16 protein-coding genes are annotated in these 19,227 nt (G+C 39.8%); 5 read left to right on the top strand and 11 right to left on the bottom strand.

The genetic code is table 11. The features are described from left to right. Window positions 1-19 precede the first annotated feature (19 nt). The 4 genes from CRO21_RS02475 to CRO21_RS02460 all read right to left on the bottom strand — a co-directional run bounded on the left by CRO21_RS02475 (window position 20) and on the right by CRO21_RS02460 (window position 5,498). Window positions 20-1,159: an acyl-CoA dehydrogenase family protein gene (locus CRO21_RS02475; protein ID WP_097077745.1), complete on the bottom strand. Its 1,140-nt coding sequence runs from the start codon at window positions 1,157-1,159 to the stop codon at window positions 20-22. 30 nt (window positions 1,160-1,189) lie between these two features. Further along, window positions 1,190-3,055: a feruloyl-CoA synthase gene (locus CRO21_RS02470; RefSeq protein WP_228150341.1), complete on the bottom strand. Its 1,866-nt coding sequence runs from the start codon at window positions 3,053-3,055 to the stop codon at window positions 1,190-1,192. Window positions 3,056-3,161: 106 nt separating this feature from the next. Continuing rightward, the gene (locus tag CRO21_RS02465) at window positions 3,162-4,613 is read right to left on the bottom strand and encodes an aldehyde dehydrogenase (RefSeq protein ID WP_097077744.1); all 1,452 of its coding nucleotides are present in this window, start codon (window positions 4,611-4,613) and stop codon (window positions 3,162-3,164) included. Between the two features lie 45 nt (window positions 4,614-4,658). Continuing rightward, window positions 4,659-5,498, bottom strand: coding sequence for a p-hydroxycinnamoyl CoA hydratase/lyase (locus CRO21_RS02460; RefSeq protein ID WP_097077743.1), 840 nt, complete (start codon window positions 5,496-5,498; stop codon window positions 4,659-4,661). 266 nt (window positions 5,499-5,764) lie between these two features. Here CRO21_RS02460 and CRO21_RS02455 point away from each other — a divergent pair, with 266 nt between their 5' ends. Continuing rightward, on the top strand, window positions 5,765-6,250 hold the full coding sequence (locus tag CRO21_RS02455) for a MarR family winged helix-turn-helix transcriptional regulator (protein ID WP_378234911.1): 486 nt from the start codon (window positions 5,765-5,767) through the stop codon (window positions 6,248-6,250). A gap of 3 nt (window positions 6,251-6,253) precedes the next feature. Here the strand turns inward: CRO21_RS02455 and CRO21_RS02450 are convergent, their stop codons facing one another. Next, window positions 6,254-7,063 carry an IclR family transcriptional regulator domain-containing protein gene (locus CRO21_RS02450; protein ID WP_097078112.1) on the bottom strand — a complete coding sequence of 270 codons (810 nt, stop codon included), beginning with the start codon at window positions 7,061-7,063 and terminating at the stop codon, window positions 6,254-6,256. A 146-nt stretch (window positions 7,064-7,209) separates the two neighbouring features. Here CRO21_RS02450 and pobA point away from each other — a divergent pair, with 146 nt between their 5' ends. Further along, entirely contained in the window at window positions 7,210-8,421 is a 1,212-nt protein-coding gene (pobA, locus tag CRO21_RS02445; protein WP_097077742.1) for a 4-hydroxybenzoate 3-monooxygenase, read from the top strand. Between the two features lie 55 nt (window positions 8,422-8,476). On the opposite strand, the gene CRO21_RS02440 is transcribed toward pobA, so the two are convergent. Next, window positions 8,477-9,808 (bottom strand): MFS transporter, encoded by a 1,332-nt coding sequence (locus CRO21_RS02440; RefSeq protein WP_097077741.1) that lies wholly within the window; start codon window positions 9,806-9,808, stop codon window positions 8,477-8,479. Between the two features lie 377 nt (window positions 9,809-10,185). Here CRO21_RS02440 and CRO21_RS02435 point away from each other — a divergent pair, with 377 nt between their 5' ends. From CRO21_RS02435 to CRO21_RS02425, 3 genes are all read left to right on the top strand, one after another. Beyond that, window positions 10,186-11,265 (top strand): aromatic ring-hydroxylating dioxygenase subunit alpha, encoded by a 1,080-nt coding sequence (locus CRO21_RS02435; protein WP_097077740.1) that lies wholly within the window; start codon window positions 10,186-10,188, stop codon window positions 11,263-11,265. Window positions 11,266-11,275: 10 nt separating this feature from the next. Further along, the gene (locus CRO21_RS02430; protein WP_097077739.1) at window positions 11,276-12,220 is read left to right on the top strand and encodes a PDR/VanB family oxidoreductase; all 945 of its coding nucleotides are present in this window, start codon (window positions 11,276-11,278) and stop codon (window positions 12,218-12,220) included. Window positions 12,221-12,571: 351 nt separating this feature from the next. Continuing rightward, window positions 12,572-13,255: a GntR family transcriptional regulator gene (locus tag CRO21_RS02425; RefSeq protein ID WP_097078111.1), complete on the top strand. Its 684-nt coding sequence runs from the start codon at window positions 12,572-12,574 to the stop codon at window positions 13,253-13,255. A 284-nt stretch (window positions 13,256-13,539) separates the two neighbouring features. Here the strand turns inward: CRO21_RS02425 and CRO21_RS02420 are convergent, their stop codons facing one another. The 5 genes from CRO21_RS02420 to CRO21_RS02400 all read right to left on the bottom strand — a co-directional run bounded on the left by CRO21_RS02420 (window position 13,540) and on the right by CRO21_RS02400 (window position 19,219). After that, on the bottom strand, window positions 13,540-15,027 hold the full coding sequence (locus tag CRO21_RS02420; protein WP_097077738.1) for an aldehyde dehydrogenase family protein: 1,488 nt from the start codon (window positions 15,025-15,027) through the stop codon (window positions 13,540-13,542). A 54-nt stretch (window positions 15,028-15,081) separates the two neighbouring features. After that, window positions 15,082-16,692: a GMC family oxidoreductase gene (locus tag CRO21_RS02415; protein ID WP_097077737.1), complete on the bottom strand. Its 1,611-nt coding sequence runs from the start codon at window positions 16,690-16,692 to the stop codon at window positions 15,082-15,084. Between the two features lie 127 nt (window positions 16,693-16,819). Further along, window positions 16,820-17,734, bottom strand: coding sequence for a transcriptional regulator FeaR (feaR, locus tag CRO21_RS02410; protein WP_097077736.1), 915 nt, complete (start codon window positions 17,732-17,734; stop codon window positions 16,820-16,822). A gap of 105 nt (window positions 17,735-17,839) precedes the next feature. Continuing rightward, window positions 17,840-18,301, bottom strand: coding sequence for a MarR family winged helix-turn-helix transcriptional regulator (locus CRO21_RS02405; protein WP_097078110.1), 462 nt, complete (start codon window positions 18,299-18,301; stop codon window positions 17,840-17,842). 171 nt (window positions 18,302-18,472) lie between these two features. Beyond that, window positions 18,473-19,219: a class II aldolase/adducin family protein gene (locus CRO21_RS02400; RefSeq protein ID WP_097077735.1), complete on the bottom strand. Its 747-nt coding sequence runs from the start codon at window positions 19,217-19,219 to the stop codon at window positions 18,473-18,475. Window positions 19,220-19,227 lie beyond the last annotated feature (8 nt).

Raw genomic sequence — 19,227 nt, 5'->3', positions numbered from 1 at the left:
ATAAACAAATCGCTTGTGTTTATTTACCAAGTAAAGATCGTGCAACAATTTCCTTCATAATTTCATTGGTACCGCCATAAATTCGCTGCACTCGTGCATCGACAAAAAATCTTGAAATTGGATATTCCTGCATATAGCCATAGCCACCAAACAGTTGCAGCAGTTGATCAATAATTTCGCCTTGTGTATCGGTGATAAAACATTTGAGCGCAGCAACATGAGGAATGCTGAGTTGTTCCTGTTGATATAAGTCAACACATTGCTGCAAAAACGCCGCTGCTGCTTTTGCTTTAATTTCCGCTTGTGCAATGACAAATCGGGTATTTTGCATCTGGCTTAGATACTGTCCAAATGCCTTACGCGCTTGCACATATTGCGTGGTGATTTCGATTGCACCGTGTATTGCGCCCATCGCCATCATCGAAATACTCAAACGCTCACGTGGTAATTCCTGCATCAAATAGGCAAATCCTTTATTTTCTTCACCCAGTAACTGCTCGGCAGGAACCTGAACATTGTCAAAAAACAACTCAACCGTGTCTTGTGCATGTAAACCAATTTTCTTTAATGCACGCCCCTTGCTCACGCCTGGTAAATACGCGTCTATTAAAAAAATCGACATGCCTTTTGCACCCTGTGCGCTATCAGTTTTGGCAACGAGTACGATTAAGTCTGCATTACGACCATTCGAAATAAAGGTTTTGGTGCCATTAATAATGTAATGCTCTCCCTCTCGAATCGCCTGAGTGCGAATAGCTTGCAAGTCCGATCCAGCATTGGCTTCGGTCATGGCAATTGCGACCACAACTTCGCCACTCACCATTTTTGGCAACCAGTATTGTTTTTGCGCTTCATTGCCAATATTTTGAATATAAGGTGAAACCAGTTCACTTTGCCCACCAATGGCAACGGCTAAAGCGGTAAATCCTGCGCGTGCTGTTTCTTCTACCAGCATCAATGAATAATCGACAGGTGCAGCATAACCGCCGTATGCTTCGGGGACATCTACACATAAAAAGCCATTTTCACCGAGTTTGTACCACAATTCACGAGGGATCAGGCCCTGTTCTTCCCATTGTTCATAATATGGCGCAACATATTCAGCCAAAAAACGCTGATAATTACTGCGGAATAATTCAAATTCTTGATCTTGGTTCATCATCAAATCCTTTGTTGATGTCACATTGCTTCAGATTCGGACAATCAATGGATGACTGATGTCTTCATCGTATAATTCAGTGATTAAATCATGGCGGCGTTTGATGATATTGGCTTGATTCAAATTACCTTTATCAGTGACTTCACCAGCATCAAGTTGTGGAGGTTCTACCATCAAATATAATTTATTGACTCGATTTGAACTGCCTGTGGCATTCTGATTGTATTGTTTTAAAAATTGCTGAAACCAATCCCGTACTTTGGCATGTGACAGGATCTTTTCAGGTGCAACAGATTTAGAGTTTAAATGTGCAATTTCGGCACAGGCATCTAGTTTGGGAAAGATCAGAAAACCAATTGATGCCAGATTACTACCAGTAATTGCAACTTCCTGAATCAGTTGATTCCCCATTAATAATGCGGTGTTGCGCAAGGTACCGACATTGACAAAAGTCCCTGTATTCAATTTAAAATCTTCTGCCAATCGCCCGTCATACATTAAGCCTTGACGCGGGTCTTTATCATCAACCAAACGCACGGCATCACCAGTATGATAAAATCCTTTTTCATCAAAAACAGTGGATTGCTGATCGTCATTTAAACGCCAATAGCCTTTCATGACATGCTTGCCCTTGACACAAAACTCCAGTTTGTCACCCGTTGGTACCAGTTTGACTGTGCAACCTGGTGCTGGATAGCCAATAAAGCCTGCCATCACTTGGGGGCCAGTGGTAAATGCACATGAAGGTGCAGTTTCTGTCATGCCCAAACCACTCATGATTCGAATACTTTCGCCGCAATGCTGCTGTGCGATACGATCCAAGCGCTCCCAAGCCGCATTTGATAGGGCTGCACCGGCAAAAAATAAAATTTTAACTTTGGCGTAGAAGCTGTCACGTAATGCCTTGTCATTTTCAAGCGCAATGGTCAGTTCTTCCCAGCCTTTTGGCACATTAAAATAAACAGTTGGGGAAATTTCTTTGAGATTGCGAATGGTTTCATCAAATTTACCTGCAACAGGTTTACCATCATCAATATAAATCGTACCGCCGTTATATAAGGCAATCCCGACATTATGGCTGCCACCAAAGGTATGATGCCAAGATAGCCAATCCAGCAAGATAGGCGGTTCATCAGCAAATTCAGGAAAGGTCTGCAACAACATTTGCTGATTGACACACAGCATTAAATGCGTTGTAGGCACAGCCTTTGGCATTTTAGTTGAACCTGAGGTAAATAAAAATTTGGCAATGGTATGCTCATCCAGCGTGGCATAATGCGCCTGAATATCACCAATCGGTGTATCCAATAAAGTTTGAAAAGATGTACAGGGTTGATCCCCGACCAGACCTGAATTTGTCACCACTTCGATATCATCTGCAACACAGCTTTGAATTGCTCTAGCAAATAACTGCCCATCTGCCGCATATACCATGCCGGGCGTTAATACCTCAATAATATGTTTGAGTTTGCCAAAATCCTGAGAAATTAAAGAATACGATGGTGAAATTGCCGAAAATGGAACACCAGCAAACATTGCAGCCATTGATAGAACCAAATGCTCAAGATCATTGCCGGATAAAATAATCAGCGGGCGATCTTCTGATAAATCACGCTGATATAAAGCTTGAGCGATATGCCATGCCCGCTGTGCCACTTCGGCATAGCTTAATCTTATCCATTGACCCTGATTATCACGTTTTGCAGCAAATGTTCGATCTGGATGCGTTTCAGCAAATTGAATTAAGCGGTCGGTTAATTTTTGCGGATAATCTTTCAATTGCTCTTGTGGATAGAGATATAACGCACCCTCGTTATATTCATAATCAATCTCATGACTACCCAAGCGTACATAACGCTCAGGATAATTTGGCGAGAACATTTTTGCGTGTGCCATATACATACTCCATGTATAAGAATGACCTCTTGTCATCCATATTTCGCCTCTTGCGAAATTTTTATCGTGAACCAACTCATTGAAGCGAAATCAATTTTACCAATTTCTAAATTGGGTAATGTCTAGGCTCAGTTTGAATCGTGATCCAACGTAACTCGGTAAATTCGACAATTGAGGCTTTACTGCCAAAACGACCATAACCGCTTTGTTTTACCCCACCAAATGGCATGGGCGCTTCATCTTGTACAGTGGCACTATTAATATGACAAATGCCAGACTCGATGCGTTTTGCCACAGACAGCGCCTGTGCAATATTTTGACTAAATACCGCAGCAGATAAACCATATTGGCTATCATTCGCAAGGGCTATTCCTTCATCCACCGTCTCAAAACGCTGAATTGTACACACTGGCGCAAAAGACTCTTCGGCATACAATTTCATCTGCTGGGTCACATCAACAATAATAGTTGGCTGCATGACTGTACCTTCAATTTGGATTCCTAAAGGCAATGTTGCACCATGATCCAAAGCATCCTGCAATAAACCCTGCATCCGCGTGGCAGCCTTTAAACTTTCCATGGTGCCCAGTTGGTTTTCCGATATTCTGGGATCACCAGCTTTTAGGCTTCGGGCTTTTGCCGTCAGTTTTTCGATAAATTGTTCAGCAATCTCTGACTGTACCAAAACACGCTCGGTTGACATGCAAATTTGACCTTGATTAAAAAACGCACCAAAGGCAACGGCATTCACCGCTTCATCGAGATCGGCATCATTCAGGATAATTACCGGCGCTTTGCCACCAAGTTCCAGTAACACAGGTTTTAAAAACTTAGCAGCGATTTCTGCGATAATTTTACCGACATGCGTCGAACCGGTAAAATTAACCCGTTTGGTCAAAGGGTGACTGACCAGGCGCTCTACAATTTGCGGTGCATCTTCTGCACGATGCGTAATCACATTCACCACACCATCACCCAAACCCGCCTCCAGCAAGACTTCTGCCAGAAGACGATGGGTGGCAGGACAGGATTCCGAAGCTTTTAAAACCACGGTATTACCACATGCCAGAGGCATGGCCAAAGCACGGGTTGCAAGAATGATTGGCGCATTCCATGGTGCCATGCCAACGATCACACCACAGGGTACCCGCATACCCATTGCAAGATTTCCCGGTACATCTGAAGGAATCAGACTGCCATCAATTTGTGTGGTCATGGCAGCAGCTTCTCGCAGCATATTGGCAGCAAGATGTACATTAAAACCATACCAAGTTGGCGATGAACCAATTTCATTTACAGCAACATCAATAAATTGCTGCATTCTTTGATTGAGTAAATCCGCAGCCTTGAGTAAACGCATTCTCCGCTCTGTCGGTGACAAGGCAGACCATGTGGCAAATGCCCGATGTGCCGATGCAATGGCTGCATCAACATCGTCTATCGTTGCCGCAGCAGCAACACTCGCAACCTTGCCATCTATTGGGCTGATGCGCTGAAATGTTTCTGCTGTACTTGCATCAAGCGACTTTCCATGAATTAATAATTGTACGTTTTGCATGACCCATTGCTTCCTTTCTGGTTCATCAATCAAAATACGATTAATTTAAGCGCTTTTTTTACGCTTATAGGTTTGTAAGCCTGGTTTAATACTTTTTTCATCCAAGAACTGTTTTAAACCTTCAGCTCGTCCACCTTCGGTATCACGATAGCTGCACTGGTCAATTTTGGCATATAAATAGTCTTCATTTTGATCCCAAGTCAGCTCACGACAGCGTTTGAAGCCATTTTTCGCATAGCGCAGTACAATCGGATTTTTTTCTAGTAACACATGGCATAATTCGGTCACTTCGGCTTTTAACTGGCTCAGTGGAACGCTTTTATTGACCAATCCCATTTTCTCGGCTTCTTGTCCTGAGAATGGTTTACCTGTCATGATGTAATACAATGAAGCCCGATGTCCGACGGTATCTGCCATTGCCTTGCTCACCAGATTACCGGGTGGAATGCCCCAGTTGACTTCCGATAAACCAAAGGTTGCTTCGTCTGCACAAATTGCCAGATCACATGCCACAAGTGGTGAAAAACCACCCCCAAAACACCAGCCATTAACCATTGCAATTGTTGGCTTGGAATACATGCGTAGCAATTGCCACTGCCAACGACATGAATCGCGACGAATACGCTCTTGAATATAATCAGATTTTGCGTCAATTTCCCGGAAGTATTCTTTTAAATCCATACCCGCAGTCCATGAATCACCTGCACCTGTCAATACCAATACTTGTGCATCATCATCTAACTCTAATGTTTCAAGTACATCAATCATTTCGCGATTTAAAGTTGGACTCATGGCATTTCGTTTTTCTGGACGGTTAAGCGTCACCCAAGCGATTCCGCTCTCAACCTTTACATCCACTGTTTGCCATTTATTTTCATATGTCATGTTGTACTCCTCATCTGACATCATTCCCTGTTTGTTTATTTAATATAATATAAGACAAGCTTACATTCAATAGCAAATTAAAATTATTTTATTTTACATATTAATAAATATTAAACAAATACTTAATTAATATTTTAGTTTAAATAATTGTAAGATAGACTTATATTTAAAATTATTTTTGATGCAGTCCTATTTAGAATAAAGTTTAATTTTTTTGTATTTATGCTTTAATTCTCCTTTAAATTCATTTGTATAATGTTTTACAAATGACAAAAGAGCTTTTAATTAAAATGACTGAACACATCACGATTTCCGAAGCACGTACCACTTTAAGCTATGTGATTGCACGTACTGATCGTTTAATCAATAAAATTTTAAATGATGAACTTAAAAAAATTGATATTTCGCTTTCACAATTTACAATGCTTTCTGTTATCCAGCGCAAACCGGGCTTATCCAACGCCAAACTCGCTGAATTATCCTTTATCAAGCCGCAATCGACCACCAAGGTCATTCAGGAACTTGAAAATCGACACTGGATTATCAAAAAGTCTGATCCACAACATGGCAGAAGAATTCTAATTGAACTTTCCACATTAGGTCTGGAAAAAGTGCAAGCCTGTCGTGAAATTGTTCAGCATATAGAAAGCCAGATGCTTGACTCTATTGACAAAAATCTGGCCATGGTGATCAAAAGCAATTTAGAAATGATGTCTAATAATTTAAAGCACTATACGGCGCAAGCGCATTAACCACTAATTTAATGCGTATCGAATATCCTGCGCTGTTTGTCGTAGTTTTGGCAAAATATGTTCAACTAAATCAGGTGTATCCATTTGATTGGTGGTGCTAATACAGTTAAGTGCTGCAATCGCATCACCTTTTGCTGATAACAGCGGTACAGCAATTGCAATAACACCCAATTCATGTTCTTCTTTTGAAATACAATAATCTTGTTGTCCTATTTCAATTATTCGTTGTTTAAACAGATGTTCATCGGTAATGCTATACGGTGTTAACCGCTTTAAACCAAACTGTTCGATCCATTGCTGTAACTCATCAGGACTTAAATAAGACAAAAGTAATTTACCTGTCGAGGTTGCATGCGCAGGCAAACGATTACCCAAATGAATCCCATAAGGCATGATGCGTTGCTCATTTTGACGCATGACACTATGTGCAATCGGTACGACTTCGTGACCATCCAAAACCACAACAGAAAAACTCAGACCGCTAAGCTGATTTAATGTATTGAGGTAAGGCTGGGCTAATTTTGGTAAAAAACTGGAATTTAAATAAGCACTTGAAAATCTCAGCACCTTATGGGTAATCCAATAGTGTGTACCATCACTGGATAAATAACCCAGATATTTAAAGGTGTATAAATAACGCCTCACCGCTGTACGGCTAATCCTTGTTTTTTCTGCAACCTGCCCCACACTCAACTTTTGTCGCTCGGTGCCAAAAGCTTCAAGCACTTCCATGCCTTTGGCAAGGCTCGCAATATAATGCTCAGTTAAAATTTCTTCTGATGAAATCGGGTTAATCTTTTTTCGCTTGTCCATCAGCATTTCACTCACCATTTTGTCCGCTCTACGGACAAATATAATAGATTTCGGACAAAATAACGAGATCCCAACTAGCCTGTTGTTGATAAACATCATAAGGTTTTAGTCATCGCATGATATTGCATTAAAGGGATACAAAAACAATGGAAAAGTTAAGCACGCAAGTTGCCATTATTGGTTCAGGGCCGGCAGGTTTATTACTTGGACAACTGCTTTACAAAGCAGGTATTGACCATCTGATCATCGAACAGCGCAGTGCCGATTATGTTGCCGCACGCATTCGAGCTGGTATTTTAGAACAAGTGTCTGTCGATTTACTCAGAAAAGCTGGTGTTGCCGAAAATCTGGAAAAATATGGCTTGCCACATGATGGTATTGAAATTTTAACTCATCAGAAAAAACATCGAATTAATCTGAATAAACTGACAGGGGGTAAACAAGTCACTGTCTATGGGCAAACCGAAGTCACCAAAGATTTAATGCAGGCACGTGAAAGCCAACAACTGCAAACTTTTTATGAAGCAGACAATGTACGTATTCATGACTTTGACACACAACCCTATGTTACCTTTGACAATAAAAGGCAATCTTTTCGTATCGATTGCCAGTTTATTGCTGGCTGTGATGGTTTTCATGGTGTATGCCGTGCCAGTGTGCCACAAGAAAAAATTAAAACTTTTGAAAAAGTTTACCCATTTGGCTGGCTTGGCGTACTTGCCGATGTGCCGCCTGTATCTGAAGAATTAATCTATGTACAATCTGAACGTGGTTTTGCACTCTGTAGCATGCGCTCGAATACACGCAGCCGTTATTATATACAGGTGCCGATTACCGATTCTGTAGAAAATTGGTCTGATGAGGCTTTTTGGGCAGAACTCAAAAACCGGCTTGATGAGGATAGTCGCAATAAATTGGTCACCGGTGCCTCTATCGAAAAAAGTATTGCCCCGTTACGCAGTTTCATTACCGAGCCCATGCGCTTCGGCAAACTATTTTTAGCCGGCGATGCAGCGCATATTGTGCCACCTACTGGTGCTAAAGGCTTAAATCTCGCTGCATCAGATATCGGTTTTTTAGCCGAGGCATTTATTGAATATTTTAATCGCCATTCTGAACATGGCATCGATAATTACTCGCAAAAATGTCTTGCCCGTGTTTGGAAAGCCGAGCGATTCTCATGGTGGATGACCCATCTATTACATCGTTTTGATACCGAATCAGAATTTGACCATCGCATGAAACAGGCAGAACTCAGCTATATTTTGGAATCTTTTGCAGGCCAAAGTTCTTTAGCAGAAAACTATGTCGGATTACCGTTCGAAGCCGATGTAAAACTTGCAGCATTAAACGCCTAAACTATCGATAAACAAAGTCTGACATTCATGGTCAGACCTTGTTATATTTTAATATTCAAACAGGCTGCTTTTGCTCACGATTGACTTCACGACTTAATAATAAAATTAAACCAATGGCAAAAATGAACACAATCCCATAATAAGCATAGATCGTAGCAGCTGCGACCTGCTGATCCAAAAAGATCCCTGCCACAATCGGCGATAATATTGCACCGATTCGACCAAAACCAATGGCATAACCCACGCCACGATTACGCACATCTGCCGCATAAATCGTTGGTGAAATGGAATATAAACCTGCAACACAACCGTTGATCAATAAACCTAAGAATATCCCGACAATAAATGCTGTGCTGACTTGAGCAGATACACTCACGAACAGAAACACACACAATGCGGTTAAGCCCAAAAATATGCTTAAGGCATAAAAAATTCGGATTTTAGATGCCAATAATCCAATAATCGCCGCACCAAAAATACCGCCGATGCTAATTAAAATCCCTGCACTCACGCCTTGTTCAGGTGACATGCCCATGGCAATTAAAATTTTCGGAGTCCAGCTCATGACAAAATAAAAACCAAACATCACCAAGAAAAAAGCAAACCATAAATACAAGGTTTGCCTTGCTTTTGCCCCTTGGAACAATTTAGATATTGCAGTTTGTCCTTGCTGCGTCGCTACCACGTGTACATCAGGTAATTGAGCAATCGTGCTCATTTTCATTTTTTGCAAAATCTTATTTGTGGTTAACAAGGCATTTGAGGGACGTTTGGCAAACAAATAATCCAATGATTCCGGTAATAACCATATTGCCAATACCAGCATGACAACGGTCGTCATTCCACCCACCAAAAATACCGAACGCCAGCCAAACTCTCCAATTAAGGTCAATGACAATACACCACCGAGTGTGGCGCCAATTCCATAACCTGTAGACATTAAACTCACTGCCAGACTACGCCAACGCAAATTTGCATATTCACTGGCAACCACATTGCTGCTTGCCAAAATGCCACCAACGCCCAAACCAGTAATAAAACGGAATATGGCAAGCATGGCCTGTGAGCTTGCCGCAGCAGAGGCCAACATGCTTACTGCAGCAATTGCCAAACAGGTTAAAATTAATTTTCGACGCCCGATCCTATCGGCTAACGGTGCAAGAAAAATCGAACCACCGGCCATACCAAATAAACCGGCACTTAATAATAAACCTACTTGCGAACCACTGAGCAGCCACTCACTGGATACAGATGGCGCAGTAAATGCCATGACCATGACATCAAAGCCATCAATGATATTGAGAAAAATACAGATCCCAATCACAAACCATTGATAAGTCGTCATCGGTTGCTGGTCGATCTGGGTTAAAATTGTATTATTTGGCATAGATGCACTCCCAATCTGGACTGGAAGCACAATTCCGCTGAAAACAGAGAAATATTGAGTGATTATGTATATCCATATCCATAATTGCCTAAGAAATTTTGAAATACTTGTGTTGGTGGATATCCTATCCACTCACTCAATCTAATTAACTGGATCCAAAAAGTCAATCAATTAAAATAAACCCCTTATCTTCCCTCTTATAAAAAAGTGCAATAAAAATATATGATTACTAAAAAAAATTCTGCATAAAAAAGGATTTAATACATCAAATTATTACTTTTTATTTTAATTACCCTCTATTTTAATGAAAAAATAACTTGACCAAAGCCCTTAAAATTTCATAAATTGGATCCAATAAGTGATAAGGAGTCATCACAATGTTTATTAAAAATGCATGGTACGTAGCATGTCGCCCCGAAGAAATACAAGATAAACCCTTAGGACGAAAAATTTGCGGTGAAAGCATTGTATTTTACCGTGGTCATCATCAACAGGTTTTTGCAGTCGAAGATTTTTGCCCGCATCGTGGCGCCCCACTTTCATTAGGTTATGTTGAAAATGGAGAGTTAGTCTGTGGCTATCACGGCTTGGTCATGGGGTGTGAAGGTAAAACAGTCTCTATGCCAGGACAGCGTGTATCAGGATTTCCATGTAATAAAGCCTTTGCCGTCATCGAAAAATTTGGATTTATCTGGGTGTGGCCGGGCAATAAAGAAGATGCCGATTTAGATGCCTTACCTGAACTTGAATGGGCGGACAATCCAGAATGGAGTTACGGCGGTGGTCTCTTCCATATCCATTGCGATTATAAATTGATGATCGATAATTTAATGGATTTAACCCATGAAACTTACGTGCATTCCAGCAGTATTGGGCAAAAAGAAATTGATGAAGCAGCCCCCACAACCAAAGTGGAAGGTGATCATGTGATTACTGAACGCTATATGGAAAATATCTATGCACCACCTTTTTGGCAAATGGCACTCAGAGGGAATAAGTTACCCGATGATGTCTTAATTGATCGTTGGCAACGTTGCCATTTTTATGCTCCGAGTAATGTACATATCGAAGTAGGTGTAGCTTTAGCCGGACATGGTGGTTATCACGCAGCGCAATCTAAAAAAGTCTCATCTATCGTGGTGGATTTTATTACACCCGAAACGGAAACATCACATTGGTATTTCTGGGGTATGGCACGCAACTTTCAACCAGGTAATCAGGAACTTACCGACAGTATTCGTGAAGGTCAAGGTAAAATCTTTAGCGAAGATCTGGACATGCTGGAACGTCAACAAAAAAACATCCTCAATCATCCCAATCGCAAATTATTGATGTTGAATATCGATGCTGGTGGAGTGCAATCACGTAAAATTATTGATCGTTTACTCGAAGCGGAAAAACCGATTACACCAATCTCCGGTCAAACCCGACAATTCCCAAATATTCGGATCATATAAGGGGAACAACATGGACGTTATTATTGATAAAATTCACCAACTCACGCCAACAATTCGTGCATTTGAATTAGTCACAGCAGATAACCAGCAATTGCCAGAATTTACTGCGGGTTCGCATATTGATGTGTTTTTAAAAAATGGATTGATCCGTCAATATTCACTTTCAAACTGTTGTCGAGAACACCATCGCTATGTAATTGGCGTATTGTACGATGCAAACACAAGAGGTGGTTCCGCATGTTTACATGAGCAATATACTGAAGGTGATCTTTTATCGATCAGTGCGCCACGTAATTTATTCGATATTCATCCACAAACCGAAACCGCCATTTTATTTGCAGGCGGTATTGGCATTACGCCAATTTTAGCGATGGCATACCATCTCAAAAAAAATAATACACCTTTTGAATTGCATTATTTTGTTCGTAGCCGTGAACAGATTGCATTTTATGGCAATCTTAATGCTCACTTCGCAGAGCAAACGTATTTTCATATCAGTGATGAAGCTGAAACAATACCTGATATGAACAAAATTCTGGCAGCACCTCATCCTACGAAACACTTGTATGTCTGTGGTCCTAATGGCTTTATGGATTTTATTTTTGACGCTGCACATCAAGCACACTGGGAAAATGCACAACTTCATCAGGAACACTTTGTTGCTGAGAAAATAGATACCTCAGATGATCAGGCATTTATTCTTGAAGTGAAGGGCTATGAAAAACCGATCGAAGTTGCCGCACATCAAAGCGTTGCAAATGCATTAATTGCGCATGGATTTGATATTCCGCTGTCATGTGAACAAGGTATCTGTGGGACTTGTATGTTAAAAGTTGTGGATGGTATTCCAGAGCATCGTGATTTATTTATGACCGATGCAGAACATGCCGCCAACACACATTTTACCCCATGTTGTTCCCGTGCAAAATCAGATCGACTCGTCATCGAAATTTAGATGGAGATCGTAGATAAAGAAAAACGTCCGTCCAAAGGGGTAAAATTGATCATTGCTCTTTTGGACTGCAATTAAACGCTGTCGAGTACATTTCCTAATCTTCGTATGTCAATATAACAACGGCAGGTAAAGATAAAAAATATACGTTTATTTGTGATCCAATCGCAAAATAAATACCTAGGAAGATACCCATCAATAGAAAGCCTGAAATAAAATAAACTTTGTTTTACAATACATTCCGAGTATTTCTTAGACTATCACATTTACCCTTTGATGCAGTGTCTTTATCATTTAGTATAGTAAGATGATAAATTCTAACGAAGTCCTGACTACTTAAATATGAGTAAACAAATATTATCTGGCCAGCAAGTATTATTAAAACTCAGAGAAATGATCATTTCTGGTGAATTTGTTGATGCTAAACATATTGCAGAAATTCCGACAGCAAAGATGCTAGGTGTATCACGTCAACCTGTTCGTATTGCCTTTCAACTACTAGAACAAGAAGGTTTACTGATTAAAAATCCAACTCGTGGCTATCGGGCACGAGAGATTTCACCGGATTTAATTCAACATGCGCTTGAAGTACGAGGTGTATTAGAAGGATTGGCTGCAAAAACATTGGCTGAAAAAGGCATGAGTGAATTACAGCAACAAACTTTACTCAATTGTATACAAGTATGTGAAGAATTATTTTCTAGACAACAATTTGGAGAACAAGAATTAGAACAATATGATAAATTTAATATTATTTTTCATGACACCATCATTCAAGGGTCTGAAAATATTGCTTTAATCCAAGCCTTGATAAAAAACAATCAAATGCCTATGGCATCTGCCAAAGCATTAACATATGACTCTAAACATGCATTGTCTGAATATCGTAGATTACATTTTGCACATCTACAACATTGTTCAATTTACGATGCTCTTTTACATCGTCAAGCCGGACGTGCTGAAACGTTAATGCGCGAACATAGTCGTGTCGTTGCTTTTACCACAACCATGCAAAAAATTCTGCAAAATAAAACTTAATTCTGTGTGCCCCCTAACTTTTATCAATATTGCCTATTGGACTAATAATGACATGACAACAATTTAAACTAAAGTATATGTGTCTTAACTTATTGTTTTAATGACCAGCAATATAAAATAATACCTTGATAAACCTGACTTTATTACACGCTAATGACATCGGACTTTTAGGTGATCTACCTCCTCCTCATACCTTGAGCATTATAGTCTACAAGGTATGATCCGTTCGGTTTAGATCACTTGCGATCATGTGATCGAAGCAAAGATGAATATAACCAAATCCATCAATAACACATCATCACAGATTTAAGCTCGGTATAATCCTCAATAAATGCATCAGAAAACTCTCTACCGATCCCGGAAGCCTTGGCACCGCCAAACGGTACGGAGGGATCCAGAAAAGTATGCATATTGACCCACACAGTGCCAACTTCCAATTGTGGAATCAGACGCATAATTTTAGACAAATCATTACTCCAGACACTGGCTGTTAAACCAAACCGCCCCTGATTCATTTTTTCAATCAGTTCATCTTCATGTTCAAAAGGCATCACGGCGAGAATCGGACCAAAGATCTCCTCACAGAATATCGGATCATTCATACCAGTACCCCGAACTAATGTCGGCTGCATATAAAACCCGTGTTGTTCAAGAATTTCACCACCCGCGAGTATTTGCTGATTCTTTCGCGCCAAATCCAGATAGTGCTTGACCTTTTGAAAATGCGATGCATTGGATAATGGGCCAAAATGTGCATCTTCATCCAAAGGTGAACCAATCTTAAACTGTTGCATGGCAGCCGAACATTTTGCAACAAATTCATCATAACGACTTTGATGCACGAAGAAACGTTCTGGTGCAGCACAAACCTGCCCCTGATGAACCAATGATGACTGTAATAATGAAGGTAAATATTGATCAATATCCGCATCGGCCAAAATAGCAACAGCATTCTTGCCCCCCAACTCCAGACTCACCCGAGTTAAATCACTATCCATGGCCATTTTACCAATAGCAATACCTGTCGGAACCGAACCTGTAAAAGATACCTTTTTCACCACAGGCGATGCTATCAACAACTGCCCGGTTTCTCCCAAGCCAGTCACGACATTAATTACTCCTTTCGGAATCCCCGCTTCAATGGCTATTTCAGCCAGACGTAATAAGGATAAAGGTGTATATTCACTGGGTTTGAGCACAATAGTACAACCGGTGGTTAAAGCAGATGCAATTTTCCAGATGCCGATCATCAAGGAAAAATTCCATGGCACAATCCCAGCCACGACACCCACCGGCTGCCGTAGCGTAAATGCTGTATATTTTTCACCGTGCATTGAAGGCAAAGAAGGCCGCATGGTTTTACCGCTAATTTTGGTTGCCCAACCAGCAAAATAGCGTAGAAATATCACACTTTGCGCGACTTCCAAATGGCGGGAAATATTGATCATCTTACCGGAGTTTAATGTTTCCAATTGCGCCAACTCTTCGGCATATTGTTCAACCAAATCAGCCAATTTATTCAACAAAACCCCTTTTTCATAGGGAGAAATACTTGCCCATTGCTGTTTAAAAGCTTGATGTGCGCTTTGTACTGCGTGATCTACATCATTTTGATCACCAATGCTGATACTGGAAATAGTTTGCTCGGTGGCCGGGTTAATTAACTCAAAACGTTGGGTATTTAAGGAGGTTTTTTGTACACCATCAATAAAATGTCCATGCTGGCGTTGTAAGAATTGCTGTACGGAGGCCAATATTGTAATTTCGCTCATGATTTTTTTCCTGATTGCCTAAAAATATTAGATTGATTTGATGACCTTAGACCATCAGAGATGCTGAGGATTTAAAATAAAATCCGCACCACGCTCACCGATCATGATGGCAATCGCATTGGTATTGCCACTGGGCACCTGCGGACAAATCGAGCAATCAATCACTCTTAGATTCTTCATACCATGAACTTTCAACTGTAAATCCGTGACAGACTTTTGTGGATCTACACCCATACAGCATGAACCACCTGGGTGATAAACCGTTTTAATGTTTTGACGCATCCATGCTTCAATCGCATCATCATCTTCTGGCAATGTTTGCGCAGGTTCAGTCACTTGCTTGATAATGGCTTGTAAAGCAGGTTGCTGAAACATTTTTAAACCCTGTTGGACTGCACGAATATTACCGGCGACATCATCGGGATGACCCAGATAATTTGGATCAATGACAGGTAAATCCTTTGGATTATTACTACGTAAAGTTACCCGCCCCCGAGCCTTAGGTTGTAGATGTCCCACCTTGATGGTAAGGCCATGTTCTTGCGCAGCCTCTTTCTCTCCCGGGGTATTATCAAAATTATCCAGAATCGGTAAAAAATGAAATTGTACATCTGCCCGACCCTGCTGTTGACTATCGACAAAACCTGCACCCTCAAGGATATTTGAGGTTAATAGCCCAGACCGAGTCAACATCCACTGTAAGCCATGCTTAAGTGCCTTTAAGCCCTGATCTTCACCCAAAATACTGATTGGATCCTTGATCGTGGCATTCACCGACATATGTAAATGATCATGAAAATTTTCACCAACTGGTAAATCTCGAATACACGTAATCTCATGTTGTGCTAATTGTTGTTTTGGCCCTAAGCCAGACAATAACAGAACTTTTGGACTGCCAATGGCACCAGCACTGACAATGATTTCTTTTTTTGCCTTAACCTGAATCGGCGCCTGATCTGCAATACTATAGATCACCCCAGTTGCAATATCATTATCGATCTCAATTTTATGCACCAAGGCCTGTGTGATGATGGTCAGTTTGGGATTGTCTTTTACCGATTTTAAATAAGTTTGCGATACGCTGGCACGTTCACCATTTTTAGTCGTGGTTTGATAAAAACCTACACCTTCTTGCGACCAACCATTAAAATCATTGACATATTTTAGGCCCATTTGTTGTCCGGCTCGAATACATGCAAGTGTTAATGGGTGGCGATAACGATTTTCACTGACAGGCAAATGCCCACCCTGACCATGGTATTGATCTGACAGGCTTTCGTTGTTTTCTGCTTTTTTAAAATAAGGTAAAACGTCCTGATAGCCCCATCCCTTACAATCCCAATCACTTTCCCAAGACTCATAATCCTGACGCTGACCACGAATATAAATCATCCCGTTGACTGAACTACCACCACCCAGCACCTTGCCTTGCGCCAAAATCATTTCACGCTGGTTGCAATGCTGCTGCGGCACAGACATATAAGGCCATGATTTTTGTTGAAATACCTTAACCACCGTAGCAGGTATTTTATGGAAAATACTGCTGTCTGGTTCGCCAGCTTCCAGTAATAATACCGAACCTGCATTTGCCTCCAGCAAACGGGTTGCCACGACACATCCGGCAGAACCAGCACCAATAATAATATAATCAAAAACTTTATCCATTTAACACCTCGATTAGCCATTGAATTAATCATGGGATTAATAGGATTACATGTGATTTATCATATTCTGTCTTGGCTGTATTTGCCTAACACTTGTATAATCGTGACATTATATAAATAATAAATATTCAATTTAAAAGCTGAATTCTAAATTGACGTGGTGCAATACCATACTGCTTTTTAAAACAACGGGAAAAATGAGAACTGTCTTCAAATCCCCATTTAAGTGCGATTTCAGTCAATGAAATATTCTGATTATCCAAATTACTAATTTCTGCATAGATCTGTTGTAATCTTAAATATTGTATATATCGACTAATAGATTGATTTTCACTTGAAAATAATCGATAAAGTTGCCTGGAAGAAATGCCTAGATGATCTGAAATTAATTTTGGTCTCAAATATGGATTCTGTAATTGCTCTATAATAAAGCGTTCTGCGCGATATTTTATCGGATCTACTTTTAGATTTGAATCATAATGTATCATCGGTTTTAATAGGGCAATTAAAGCATCTTCAAATGCATTTCCATCTTGTTGTGAATGCCAGAGCTCAATCTGATCATGGGCAATTTGTTGCAGAATATTTTTAAGTAAATGTCCACTCATATTACTGGTATTCAGCCTGCCAAAATGCTGTGCTGTAATATCATTGATCAATAATTTTTCTCGGGAAAGATGTACAGAAATATGTTCAAACATACCTTGTGGAAACATTTCGATCGTCTTTGCAGTATCAAGTAAAACGATATCATTTTCATTTATTTGTATTTTTTGTTCATCTTGAAAAATCAGCATTTTTCCTTTAGGCTGAAAAATCAAAAAGCAGAAACGATCTTCTGCACGGTCCGGCTTGCCTTTTTGGCGAACAATCTGATTGGCATTGCTGCGAATAAAAGCAACTTCTGTATTACCCAATTGATAAGCACGAACTTCTCCAATAAACAAAGCCTGATCAGCATTAAACTTTGTTTCAAATGCACCACATACGGATTCAATATGCTCTGTCCAGACAGAAATTTGAGAAAGATTCGCTTTAATCATCTCTATTCCTACAAAATACATTTAAGATTCAATCTTCCCTGAATGAATATGCATTTTATATACCAATCTTTAAGTTATAAATATTTAATTACAACTCCAAGAATCCTAGCTTAAATTATTTTTAATTATTTTCAATGCATCATTTAATTTCTTAATCTCAGCAGGTTTTAACCCGGCAAAACTATCATTAAATAATAGTGAAGTAATTTCATTAATTTTAATCACCATATCATGCCCTTTATCGGTCAAACTCACTCTGGTAATACGACTATCTGTATCGCAAACAGAAGTATCCAAAATACCTTCATCTTTTAAACGATAAATAATTTTAGTCGCTGTAGGGATTTTGATAATCGCCATTTCGGCCAATTCAGAAATACTGGCATTGGGTCTGGCATGTACAGCCAAAATAATCCGCCTTCTGGAATTATCCAAGCCATAACTTTTTAAAGAATTATCCATTTTTTTGATATATAACCCATGGACCTGTGAAATCCAGTAATAAGGGAAATCATCAATACTAAAATCATCATGTATTGGAAAATATTTGGAGTATTTATTTGTCATCTTAAGCATTCACAAATCAGTTTGTTTTTTTAGTTTATCATTTCCTTATCCTGATAAAAATATAAAGATGAAAAATAATGATATTCCTATATATAAAAAATAGAATTGCAGAATACAACTCTATTTTTAAACCAATCGTTTAATTGTTACTGGTATTCATTTTTCAAATACTTACTTTTTACTTTGCATCTTACGTACCATGGCATCGAAAAATTTTGTGGCAAAACCACTTTCTCGTATCAGCATTGCGGTTAAATCAGCACATTTTTCTTTAATATCATTTGCCAATGGCACATCTTCGCCACCCATTGCATCGGCCTGACATTGTATTTCTGCTGCGCGCTGTACTGTCCAGAGCAGGAAAAAAGCTTTTTCTATACTGCTTTCACCCACTGCAATACCATGATTACGCAGCACAAGAATATGCTTGTCGCCCAAACTTTGAATCATTCGTTCTTTTTCATCTTGAAATAAAGTGATGCCCTCAAATGCATGATAACCAATACGACCATAGAGCTGTGCCCCATAAAAATTATCGTATTTAAATGCCTGTTTTTTTTGCACAATGGCACTAATCGGTGTGGTATGGGTATGAATTAAACAGCAAATATCTTCACGAGCAGTATGAATTGCACTATGTAACGCAAATCCGGCAGGATTCCCATCATACGCAGAGGGTTCAACTTTATTACCAATATGATCCACTTTTAACAGGTTTTCAGGTGTCACTTCGCTGTAATTTAATCCAAAGGGATTAACCAGATAATAGGCATGTTCACCTGGCAAACGTGCAGAAATATGATTAAAAATAGTTTCTGTCCAACCGAAAAAATCGACCAGATGATAGCACTGAGCCAGTTTAACCCGTAACTCCCATTCCTGTTGAGAACAATTTAATGCTGCAACTGATGTATTCATTGTATCTT

Origin of the sequence: Acinetobacter puyangensis (assembly GCF_900096995.1) — a bacterium.
GTDB lineage: Bacteria > Pseudomonadota > Gammaproteobacteria > Pseudomonadales > Moraxellaceae > Acinetobacter > Acinetobacter puyangensis.
This window is presented reverse-complemented; position numbering and strand designations above follow the sequence as displayed.